This is a genomic window from Flammeovirga sp. MY04 (genome assembly GCF_001682195.2).
In the GTDB taxonomy this organism is placed as follows: domain Bacteria; phylum Bacteroidota; class Bacteroidia; order Cytophagales; family Flammeovirgaceae; genus Flammeovirga; species Flammeovirga yaeyamensis.
On record NZ_CP003560.2, the window covers coordinates 3,016,987 to 3,029,185 of the forward strand.

Sequence of the window (12,199 nt, forward strand, 5' to 3'; positions counted from 1 at the left end):
CTCAAAAACATAGTTTCTTACTTCAAACAATTAGAATGATAGAACTTGCCTCTTTAATCGGGCTTGGTTTTTTTGCACAATGGCTCGGGTGGAAAATTAAAGTTCCTGCCATCCTTCCTTTAATTTTAATAGGATTGTTGGTTGGTCCTTTTTCTACTTTTTTCACTCCCGATGGACATAAATTTATCGATGGAGATAAAATTTTCCATGGTGAATTACTTTTTGATGTTGTTAATCTATCTGTTGGGTTAATATTGTTTGAAGGTGGTTTAACTTTAAAATTAAAAGAGACAAAAAACCTTGGAAATGTAATTTGGAGATTGCTCATTTTTGGAACCATAATCACCTTAATAGGTGGAGCAATTGCTACACATTACATCATGGGCTTTAGCTATAGAATAGCTTTATTATTTGGAGGGTTAATTATTGTCTCCGGACCAACAGTTGTAGGTCCTATGCTTAGAAACATAAAGCCTAATATCAGAATAAATACTATTCTTAAATGGGAAGGTATTCTTATAGATCCAATTGGTGCCTTGACTGCAATTTTAATATTTGACTTCATTCTTTCAGGACATAGCAACGAGTTATTTACCTTTTTTGCCCTAAAAGGATTCTTGTTATTAACCTTATCAGGATTACTTACTGGTGGATTAGCGGCCTTCATCACTATAAGAATGCTGAAAAATAAAGCACTTCTACCCGATCACTTAAAAAACACTGTTATCCTCGGAGCCGTAATTGGCACATTTGGTTTTTCAGATGTCTTACATGCGGAGTCGGGATTGTTAGCGGTAACTATTTACGGTATGATTATCGGAAACTCCAAGATTGCTAACTTAAAATCCCTTATGCATTTCAAAGAAGATGTTACTTTAATTTTAATCTCCTTCTTATTTGTGATGCTTTCCTCTAGGATGGATATAAATGATCTCATGGCTCTTGCCAACTGGAAGAGTGTTTTACTATTTATAGTGATTATTTATATTATCCGACCACTTGTTGTTCTGTGTAGCACAATAGGAACTAGTTTAAAATGGAAAGAAAGAATATTTATTTCTTATATCTCTCCTAGAGGGATCGTTGCTGCTGGTGTTGCTTCCTTGTTTACTTTAAAACTTACTTCAGGACAAGCACCTATTACAGAAATTCAGGTAGAAGAAGCAAAAATGTTGCTTCCTTTAACTTTCATGATCATTATTGGTACGGTGGTAATACAAGGCTTAACAGCAAAACCACTTGCCAAAGCCTTAAAAGTATTAAGAGAAGAGCCTAACGGTATTTTATTCCTTGGTGCTAGTGAGGTAGGTTTATTCATTGCTAAAATTCTTCATCGATTTGATATTCCTGTTTTGATGTCTGATACATCAGAACATAATATTAGAAATGCTAAAAGGAACGGCATTCCAACTTACGAAGGAAGTATTCTATCTGAAGGAGCTTTAGAAGAAGTAGATTTCTCTAGATATGGACAGTTGTTTTCTACAACATCAAATAATGAAATCAACATACTTGGAAATAGAACTGTTTCTTCTGAACTGGGCATGAATAAAGTGTTCAGATTGGCTTCGAAATTAGAAGTAGAAACAAACGCACTTCAAAAACCTCAGCACCTATTATTTCAAGGGAAATATGATTTTATAGCCCTCTCTAATCTTATAAGGCGTAAACATATTATAAAGATTGTTAAATCAAGTCAGTATTATGATAAAGAGGAATCCTTTCAATTGTTATCGACATATGATTTACCAATATTTATAATTCATTCTAACCAAAGAGTAACTCCTGTAACCGATTCTTTAAACGAAATAAACGAGGATGATCAAATAGTGTATTTGGAGTTTAAAGATGTGAAAAAACAGAGTTAAGGTTAATTTAAGTGAAATAATTTTGAATAATTTCGCTAGCAAAGTATATATGCAATTGGGCTGTATATCCAACTAATTATCAATTAGATAGATATAAATAATAAAAATGTTCAGAAGGGTATCCATCGACGTAGGAAATAGCTTAATGAAAGTTGGCTTTTTTCAAGACAACGAATTAATCAACGTTCGTGTCTTTGAAGATAGCGTTAAACTTATTCATGCATTAGTTGATTTCTCATGCGAATGGATTGGGTTAGCAAGCGTTGGAAATTTAGAACCATCCTTACTTAATCGCCTTAAAGAACAGTTCAATGTTTTGGAAATTTCTTCCTCTACGAATTTACCATTTGATAATCAATATGGTACTCCTCTGACTTTAGGAGTAGATCGAATTGCTGCTGTAGCCGCAGCCAGAGAGTTATTTCCAAATCAAACTTGTTTGGTCGTAGATATAGGCACCTGTGTTACTTACGACCTTATAACTGCAGATAATGTGTATCTAGGTGGAGGTATCTCCCCTGGTGTTCAATTAAGATTAAAAGCCATGAATGCTTTTACTGCAAATTTACCTCTTATAGAAGAGTTGGATTTAGACCAAAAATTAATAGGTGATTCTACAAAATCATGTATGATGTCTGGTGCGGTAAATGGCCTTTTAGCAGAAATCGAAGGGACAATTCAACAATATCAAAGAAAATTTGATGGAATTAATACATTGTTGTGTGGTGGGATGGCAAATACTTTTGAATCTAAATTAAATTCAAGCATCTTTGCTGACCGAAATCTGGTTCTCAAAGGAATCGATAGTATTCTGAGATTACATGTACAAACAAATTAATAATATCATTATAAGCTGCCTGTTATTGATCACTTTTGGATCTACAGTTTATGCGCAGCAAGGAAACGCTCCTTTTACAGCTTTAGGAGTGGGTAACCCTGTACCTTCTACATCTGCTAGAAACCAAGGTATGGGTTATACAGGTGTAGGTTTAGCAAGTTATGGTCATTCAAACCTGTTAAACCCGGCTACTTTAACTTATAATAATCTTACTTTATTCGAAGCGGGTATGTATGCAGAACAAAGAGATTTGTTCTCAGACAGTCAGACGCAGCAAGATTATGGTGGGGGACTTAGTTATATGACTTTCGCATTCCCAGTAAGTAGAAAATGGACTATGGGTGTTGGTTTTAAACCTTACAGTGTTGTAAGCTATAAGTTTTACCAAACAGATACTTTATATGCACCTGTTAATGGTTCACAAATACCTACAGGGTTTTATGGCATTCAAAACGAAGGAAAAGGTGGTATTAACCAAGTGTACTTCAGTAATGGATTTAAAGTAAGCAAATGGCTTTCTGTAGGTCTTGAATTAGCCTATAATGTTGGTGTAATTGAGAAGGTGACAAAAACTGAGCTTTTAAACAATACTTCTGACTTTATTTCTGGTAGAGGTGTTCGTTTAAATTATAGAGGTTTGATGTATAAACCTGGTATATATATATCAAAGCATTTTGGGCCTAAAGACAAAGGAAGCCGAATCAACTTTGGTGGTACTTACACATTCCAACAACAAATTGGAGTAAAACGTTTAGAAGATATTCAAACAAGATCAACATCTGATTTGATCTTGAATAGAGATACAATCATTGTGGATGATTCTCAATACGCAACATTCCCAACCGAATTAGCGTTAGGATTCAGTTATGAAATTGTAGGTAAAATGGCAATTGCTGTGGACTACACAAAACAAAGCTGGTCTGAATTTGAAGACTACAATGGTACAAAAGGACTTTATGACGCATTTAGATTGGGCGTAGGTATTGAATATACACCTGATTATTTTTCAGCATCGAGTTACTGGAAGCGTTTAACTTGGAGAGGTGGATTTAGATATGGAGAAACCCCGTACCAAGTTTATGATGAAAAAATTAAAGAGTATGTTGTGACCGCCGGGGTGGAGTTCCCAATGGGATTCTCGTCTTTGGCAGTTTCAGGAGAGTATGGGTGGATGAGGTCAGACATTCAACAAGCCTCCTCTTTTGAAGATCGTCACTACAGATTAAACATAGGTGTTACAATCAATGATCGCTGGTTCGTAAGGCGTCGAATCAACTAATCAATCGAATTTCAAGTATGAATAAGTTAGCAACTTTTCTATTAGGTTTCTTGTTAGTAGCAAGTTTTGCTCAAGCACAAGAAGAAGCAGCCGAGTCTAAAGACAACGGTTTAACAGAGCAAGAAGCTGCCGATGGTAGCGTTAAAAAAGGATGTGACAGCAGAGGATACTGTTGGGGTGAAAATGTTGAAGAGGCAAAGTCGAAATATACTTTCTTCTCTGATAACATGAAAGCAAAGAATTACGGTAAAGAAACAATTGATGCGTTCAATTACCTTTACACAAACACACCATATATCCACAAAAACCTTTATATCTACGGATTAAAATTATACAAAGGTTTAGTGTCAACTGAATCAAAGAAAAAAGATGCAGCTGATAAGGCTCTTCTTACTTCTTACGAAGATAGAGTTTTAGAACTTTATGACAACAGAGGTAGATACTTTGGTGAGGCTGATAATTGGGAATCTGAAAAAGCGAAATACGTTTACAAATACCACAAAGATCGTCCTGATTTCAACGATAAGTTACCAGAGTACTATGCTTTCTACAATAAAGTAGCTAAAAGAGATTTTGATAAAACAGATGATGCGAACATGTCATCTTATGTTGCTATCGTAGCGAAATTACACGTAGCTTATAAGAAAGCAGTTCAAGGTTTCTCTAAAGACCCTGAAACTAAAAAGCAAAAGTCTGCTATCTTAACAGCAAACTCTGTAATTGCTAACGAAGGTGGTCAATATACTGATGCTCAAATCAAAGAGTACACAGCTAAAAAAGCTGCTGCTGAGAAAAAACTTGTTGAATTAGAAGCTTCTTTTGAAACTAACGATCCTGAATTCAAAAAATACAAGTCTTATGACGAAGATTGGTTGATGGATGAGTACGATTTCATTTCTGAAATCTCAGAAAAAAGCTTAGAAAGAGCTGAAAAAGCAAAAGACGAAAGAGATATCAAATCTTGGACTCGTATCCAAACTATGGCTGATAAATATATCATGGGTATGCTAAATATCGATTGTGACTTTATCAACGAGAAATTAGGTCCAAAATTCAAAGCGGCTCCAGAAGATTTAGGTGTTGCTAAGAAAATCTTTGGTTACTCTATCCGTAAAAAATGTACTGACGGTCCTTTATTCTTAGATGCTGCACTTGTAGTATACAATAACGACCCTCAAGCTGCAATGGCAAACGTTATCGCAGGTCAATACATTAAGAGAGACGATGTAGACAAAGCTATCGAGTGGAAAAACAAAGCTATCGAATTATATGCTGAGGATCCATCAAAACAAGCTGAGACATCTATCGATATTGCTAAATTATACAGCAAAAAAGGTTTAAAAGCACAAGCTCGTTCTCAAGCTTTCAAAGCTGTTGAGTATGATGCTAACATCGCTCCTGAAGCTTACACTTTTGTAGGTGACTTGTACATGACTTCATTCAAACAATGTTTTGATTCTTCTGAAGATAACGTACACGAGAAAGCTTGTTACTTAGCTGCGTACGATATGTACAATAAAGCAGGTAACTCTGCTAAAGCTGCTCAAGCTCGTAAGCAATTCCCTACTAAAACTGATGTATTTACATTAGCTGCTAAGGGTTACAAAGAAGGTGCTTCTATCGACGTTGGATGTTGGATCGGTGGTAAAACTACTATCCGTCTTCGTCCATAATGATATAAACATATTATATTAGCCTCATACATTTGTATGGGGCTTTTTTTTACATCAAACTTTTTGAAATGAAATACTTACTCTATCTATTCTTGTTCCTTTTAAGCTTGACATCATGTGATTCCACATCAAACTCTCCGGAGGTTACTTGGAAAATCACTTTAAACCAACGTGTTGAAAAAGATATTTTTATTACAGGAAATCAGCAAAAATTGGGTAATTGGGATCCCTCAGCTATTCAGTTGAGCAAAATTGATAGTCAACATTATACTTTCTCCTCGTCCTTTGATGTTAACGATTTAGTAGAATATAAATTCACTCAAGGTGATTGGAAATTTCAAGCGGCTGATGAAGATGGTAACGAATGGGGTAACTTAGAATTTATGATGCCTGATAAAGATACAACCATAGAAATAAGCATCAATAACTGGACAGATGGAAGTAACTTGATACCAAAAGGACAGATTACCGGAAATGTAGAGTATTTCAAAGACTTCAAGATAAAAGGTTTAGAGGATAGAGATATCATTGTCTGGCTCCCTCCTTCTTATTCATCAAATTCTAAGCAACGATTTCCTGTTTTATATATGCATGATGGTCAAAACATCATTGACCCAAAAACAAGTTCATTTGGTGTAGATTGGCAAGTGGATGAAACAGTGGATCAATTAAGTAAAGCAAACCTACTTCAAGAAATGATTATTGTTGGTGTCTATTGTACAAAAGACCGAAATGATGATTATGGAGTGACAGAGAAAGGAAAAATTTATCGTAAGGCATTTGCTACCGATATCAAGAAATTAATTGATACGAATTACAGAACATTACCAGAAAAAGAGCACACGCTTGTAGCGGGATCTTCTATGGGAGGTTTAGTAAGCTTTATGATCGCATGGGAGCATCCTGATGTTTATGCAGGAGCAATATGCATGTCCCCTGCATTTAAGTACGAAGAATTCGATTATATTGACCTTATTAAAAAAGACAAGAAAAGAGAAGTCATCTTTTATATTGATAATGGAGGAAAAGGTGTAGATGTAATTCTTCAACCTGGAGTAGATAAAATGATATCGCATTTAAAGTCTATTGGTTACACTTCAGGTAAAGATTTATTCTTAGTGATAGACAAAAATGCCAAACATTCTGAAGGAGATTGGGCCAAGAGATTTCCTGATGCCATTAAGTTATTTTTCGGAAAAAAAGATATTTAATGTTAAACATCTAAAAAATAGAAAGTTAGTAGAATCTACTTTTGTAATTTTACGTATAATTTATTAGACTATAGTCTCAATTTAGCAAGACTATTAATTAAAGCATTATCACAAACTAAAATTCTACTGAACTATATGAATAAAAGTACGCTACGATTTATTACTTTTCTTCTTTTTATAGGCACTTCTCTTTCTTCCTTCGGTCAACAATTTGTTAGCTTAGAAAAAGAACTATTCCAAAAAGAAGAACAGCTAAAAGTACTTCTAATTAAGTTTGAAGAAGATTCAGCATATCTTCAAACTATGATCGATCGTTTGGATCGTCAAAAAATCAGATTGATACATGAAAGAGATTCAATAAGTCAGCTGAAAGATGACTTAATGCCTCATACAAAAGCTTTCGGTATTGTCAAAAAAGATATTTCAATTACAAGCAAGACAGATCAGAAAGATTACTATTTCAATAAAGGTGAAAAACTTGCTTTGATTGATCATAGCCGACATACTTATTCTTTCATCACAGAGAATGATGTAAAGTTAACCATCAACAAAAAGTTTATTAAACCTGCTGATGGAAGAAGAAACACAATGTATGCGATTGCATTCTACCATAACAGAGTAGAAGATTACGATAACTTCGTAGCCACTCTTCCAACAGAATCATGGTATGCATTTGATCTTGAAAGAAAAGAAAAAGAAAGATCTGAACTTCAAAATGAATACACTGACTTAGTCAATGAAATCTCGATGCTTAAATTTGAGATCAAACAATTGAAGAAAAAGATCGTTCAAAAAAATAATGGTAAGAAAGTGGAAGTTTAATTTCTTAGCTTACTACATAAGAGAGTCTATCAAAAGTGATTTTGATAGACTTTTTTTTTGCTCTACCCTTTATTATATGGTTTAAATATCCCTCACGTTACTCCTTCTGTAAATATATACATTGGACAATGCCTATGAGTTATATATCAACACATCAATATTCTGGAGGGTTTTACAATATCTTTGGATTAAGCTTGGGCTTAAGATTTAACGGATAAATCGGAAGAATAAAAAAAAGCCTCAGATCGAATCAACGACCTGAGGCTTTGTATTTTCAAGTGCTCACCTGTTAAGTGTGGTGATTCACTGATTCTTCTAACATTGGATGATTCTGAGGAATCAAACCGCCTTTGCTTAAACCTGAGAAGTACAAGTATAAGAAGATCGATAAGAAGATCATACCAGAACCAATCTCTGTTAAACCAAATCCTCCGTTCTCTTTCAATGTACCTGGGATGATTAAGATAGCATACTCTAAGAAGTGACCGAAAATTACTACTACAGCAACAATTTTCATCATCATCGTCTTACGTTTTGCATCTCTTGTCATCAATACAAAGAATGGGAAGATAAAGTTTGTAATTAGGATAGTGAAGAATAAAGGAGCATAAGTTGCGCTTCTCAAACGATCTACAAAATAGATTGTTTCTTCTGGAATGTTCGCGTAGTAAATCAATAAGAATTGAGAGAACCACAAGTAAGACCAGAAAATTGAGAAACCGAATAAGAATTTACCTAAATCGTGTAGGTGATTCTCATTTACCGCTTTCAAATATCCCATTTCTTGAAGGATGATAACAAACAATGACATGAAAGCCACTGCAGTTACTAACCAACCTGCAAGTAAATACCATCCGAATAAAGTAGAGTACCAGTGCGTATCGATTGACATTACCCAGTCCCATGAAGTTACTGATTCAGAAATACCAAAGAAGATCAAGAAAGCTACTGAAATACGTTGAGCTTTTCTGAAATACTTAGTAGTACCTGACATATCTGCATCTTCTGCTTTAGTGATTTTGTTCAATACAAAACCGAAGAAGGTCCATACACAAATGAATAGTACCAATCTAAATAAGAAGAAAGGAGTATTCAAGAAATCTACTTTACCTGCAATAATTGCATCATAGTGTGAAGAATTAGGATCCGCAATTCCATCATGAGTCCAGTGGAAGATCGTATGAGAACCAACTAAGAAAGTTAGTAATAATACAATACCACCAACAGGGATAAAGTGACGGAAGTTCAACATTACTCTTTTGATCAATACAGGCCAACCTGAGTTCGCTACATATTGAAGTGCAAAGAAGAAGAATCCTAACAATGCCACTCCTGTGAAGAACACACCGTTCAACCAGAAATCGACAATAATACGCTGCCACCAGTGGTATTCTGCATGATGCTCTCCACCGTGAGCGTCTCCGTGAGCGTCTCCTGAGTGTGCCGAAGCTACCTCAGTTGCGTGCTCTACAGCTGCGTGATGATCATCGTGACCACCACCCATCATCAAGAAGATCGTACCCAACACGAACAGTACCACACCGATACCGCCGATGAGCAACACGTTCTTCTTCAGTTTACCTCCGAAAGTAAACTGCTCTTGGATATTCTTTAGATCTACATCTACGTGTGCCATATTCTATAAAATATAGTTTAGACCGTTGGGACGATCTTAGTTACCTTGAAGTTTTCTAACATATTTCACCACAGCCCAACGCTCTTCAGGGTTCAACTGTGATTTGTGTGGCCACATACGTCCTTTACCGTGAGTGATCACGAAGAAGATATGACCGTCTGTTGCGTTCTTGATTGCTTTACCTTTCAAGTTTGCAACACCACCGTATTTCTGACCTACTTTACCTTTACCGTCACCTTTTTCACCGTGACATGGCATACAGTAAGCAGTAAACAAGTGCTGACCTTGAGCAACCACTTCTGGAGTTGCCTCCAATGGGTTTTTCAAGTTTTCTGCAGCCCACTCTGCTTGATCAGCAGGAATGTCCATATAGTATAGTAATTCCTGATCTGGTTTCGCAGCAGCTTCCTTCGTTACAGCAGTGAAGTTTTGACGCTTCACAGTACCTGCAACTGGCTCCTTAACGTTAATTACTCTGTCTTTTTTACCAGCAGAATAATAATCGTTGTACGGGTTAGAGTTGATAAAGTCCTCGTAGTAGAATTCTTCAAGGAAACCACCTCTAATGCCGTCATACGTGAATTGAGAAAGCGGCTCGTAAGGTACAGTGTGGTACATTTGAGGAGCATATTCAAGACCAGTGAATTCACCGTCACCTTGAATCTTACATCCCGTCATTGCCAACGCTGCTGCACCAATTGCGATTGCTTTCATTACAACTTTATTGCCTCGCATGTTTGCGTAATTTAAATCGTGATTAATTATCCTTTTAACTCTCTAGCAGAATCTGTTACACCGTTCGTAAACAAATCAGCCACATAATCGAAGAAATTACCTTTCTTCTCTTTTTCTGTGAAGCTTTTGTTGTTTACCTCCTCAGCACCAGACTCTGAAAGTAACGCTTTAATCTCCTCCTCTGAAATCTTATTATTAGCAAGATCAATTGCCATAATGTGCTTATCATCAGACTGACGGCGGTCGAAAATTTGAGGAACCTTGTGAGGTTTCAAATCTTGAGATACGAAGAACGATCCTGCCATACCGAAAGCAGAGAATAAAACTGTTAATTCGAAAGTGATCGGCACAAAGTCAGGAATTGCAATAAATCCTTTACCACCGATAATCATTGGCCACTCAAAGCCCATGATCCATGATTGAAGTAAAATCGCACAAGTAGTACCAAGAGCACCAAATCCAAATGCCGCTTTTGGCATCCATGAGCGTTTATACCCCAAAGCATCTTCCAAGAAGTGAACTGGATACGGAGTAAATACCTCATAGATATTTACACCTTTCTTTCTTAAAGCTTTAACCGCTTTAATCATGATATCCTCATCACCGAATACGCCTACTAAATAATTTGTGTTTTTTTCCATCTCTAATTCTTTTTTATAGATCAACTGGAACTCTATCCGCCTCAGGAACTACCTCGTTAGAGATGGTACGACGAGACTGGTACACTTTAGTATCAGAACTTTTCAGTACTGATTTCACTTCTGCCATGTTTACTACTGGGAAGTACTTCGCAAATGCTAAGAACAATGTGAAGAACAATCCGAAAGTAAATACGTAACACATTACATCATAAATCGTTGGTGAGAAATACACCCACGAAGATGGAAGGAAGTCACGGTGAAGCGAAGTAACGATAATTACAAAACGCTCGAACCACATACCAATGTTTACTACAATTGAGATGAAGAAAATAAATGGAATGCTTGTTCTTAGTTTTTTGAAGTAGAATACTTGAGGAGAGATTACGTTACAACCCATCATCGACCAGTATGCCCACCAGTATTGGCCAGTCATACGGTTAACGAAAGCGTATTGCTCGTATTCTACACCTGAGTACCAAGCGATCACGAATTCAGTGATATATGCGATACCTACTACAGAACCAGTAATTGTAACTACTAGTGACATCATTTCGATGTGCTCCATAGTAATGTAGTCTTCTAATTTGTAAAGCTTACGAGTTACCAACATCAACGTTAATACCATGGCGAATCCTGAGAAGATCGCACCTGCAACGAAGTATGGAGGGAAGATTGTCGTATGCCATCCTGGAATTACTGATGTTGCAAAGTCCATTGATACAATTGTGTGTACTGAAAGTACTAGAGGTGTTGATAAACCTGCTAAAATCAATGAAACTGCTTCATAGTGCATCCAAGTTTTCGCTGAACCATTAAAGCCCATTGAAAGTGCACCGTAGATCAAACGTGGAATTGGTTTGATTGCACGGTCACGGATAGTTGCAAAGTCAGGAATTAGACCAATAAACCAGAATACTAATGATACTGAGAAATACGTTGAGATCGCGAATACGTCCCAAAGTAGAGGTGAGTTAAAGTTCACCCAAAGAGAACCATAAGTGTTTGGTAATGGCAATGCCCAAATACCACCAATCCAAGGACGACCCATGTGTACTACTGGCCAGATAGCGGCACAGATTACGGCAAAGATAGTCATCGCTTCTGCTGCACGGTTAATTGAAGTTCTCCATTTTTGACGGAATAACAACAATACCGCTGAGATTAGTGTACCTGCGTGACCGATACCTACCCACCATACGAAGTTGGTAATATCCCACGCCCATTGAACTGTCTTGTTAAGACCCCATCGACCGATACCAGACCAAAGCATTTCTCCAAGAAAAGCTCCACCTGCTAGAAGTAGAACAAGCGAGAGGCCCATTCCTGCAAACCATCCCATCGATGGATTACCTTCTACTGGTCGACAGACATCTTCTGTTATGTCCTTGTATGTTTTACCACCAGTTACCAGTGGTTCACGGACTTTCGATACAATCTGCATTTTATCTTATGTAGAGTATGAATACTTAACTTAAATTGAGTCCTAAGTAATGTAC

Annotated in this window: 10 protein-coding genes; 6 read left to right on the plus strand and 4 right to left on the minus strand. The window is 36.5% G+C overall.

The annotated features are described in order from the left end of the window. The first annotated feature begins 35 nt into the window (after positions 1–35). The 6 genes from MY04_RS12175 (at position 36) to MY04_RS12200 (ending at position 7,691) form a co-directional block, all read left to right on the plus strand. Positions 36–1,868 (plus strand): cation:proton antiporter, encoded by a 1,833-nt coding sequence (locus MY04_RS12175; protein ID WP_066210037.1) that lies wholly within the window; start codon positions 36–38, stop codon positions 1,866–1,868. 106 nt (positions 1,869–1,974) lie between these two features. Further along, complete coding sequence (locus MY04_RS12180) at positions 1,975–2,706, plus strand: type III pantothenate kinase (RefSeq protein WP_066210038.1); 732 nt, start codon at positions 1,975–1,977, stop codon at positions 2,704–2,706. Then, a complete protein-coding gene (locus MY04_RS12185; RefSeq protein ID WP_066210039.1) occupies positions 2,690–3,985 on the plus strand; it encodes a hypothetical protein in 1,296 nt (431 codons plus the stop codon). Before MY04_RS12180 ends, MY04_RS12185 begins: the two co-directional genes overlap by 17 nt. A gap of 17 nt (positions 3,986–4,002) precedes the next feature. After that, positions 4,003–5,658, plus strand: coding sequence for a tetratricopeptide repeat protein (locus MY04_RS12190; RefSeq protein WP_066210040.1), 1,656 nt, complete (start codon positions 4,003–4,005; stop codon positions 5,656–5,658). A 68-nt stretch (positions 5,659–5,726) separates the two neighbouring features. Next, complete coding sequence (locus MY04_RS12195; protein WP_066210041.1) at positions 5,727–6,869, plus strand: alpha/beta hydrolase-fold protein; 1,143 nt, start codon at positions 5,727–5,729, stop codon at positions 6,867–6,869. A 135-nt stretch (positions 6,870–7,004) separates the two neighbouring features. Further along, positions 7,005–7,691: a hypothetical protein gene (locus MY04_RS12200; RefSeq protein ID WP_066210042.1), complete on the plus strand. Its 687-nt coding sequence runs from the start codon at positions 7,005–7,007 to the stop codon at positions 7,689–7,691. A gap of 289 nt (positions 7,692–7,980) precedes the next feature. Here MY04_RS12200 and MY04_RS12205 read toward each other — a convergent pair whose 3' ends face one another. From MY04_RS12205 to nrfD, 4 genes are read right to left on the minus strand one after another with little or no spacing between them, the layout of a single operon-like run. Continuing rightward, positions 7,981–9,327 (minus strand): quinol:cytochrome C oxidoreductase, encoded by a 1,347-nt coding sequence (locus tag MY04_RS12205; RefSeq protein WP_066210043.1) that lies wholly within the window; start codon positions 9,325–9,327, stop codon positions 7,981–7,983. Positions 9,328–9,363: 36 nt separating this feature from the next. After that, the gene (locus MY04_RS12210; RefSeq protein WP_066213244.1) at positions 9,364–10,041 is read right to left on the minus strand and encodes a c-type cytochrome; all 678 of its coding nucleotides are present in this window, start codon (positions 10,039–10,041) and stop codon (positions 9,364–9,366) included. A gap of 47 nt (positions 10,042–10,088) precedes the next feature. Further along, the gene (locus tag MY04_RS12215; protein ID WP_066213247.1) at positions 10,089–10,703 is read right to left on the minus strand and encodes a DUF3341 domain-containing protein; all 615 of its coding nucleotides are present in this window, start codon (positions 10,701–10,703) and stop codon (positions 10,089–10,091) included. A gap of 13 nt (positions 10,704–10,716) precedes the next feature. Then, complete coding sequence (gene nrfD, locus MY04_RS12220; protein ID WP_066210044.1) at positions 10,717–12,144, minus strand: NrfD/PsrC family molybdoenzyme membrane anchor subunit; 1,428 nt, start codon at positions 12,142–12,144, stop codon at positions 10,717–10,719. Between the last annotated feature and the right edge of the window lie 55 nt (positions 12,145–12,199).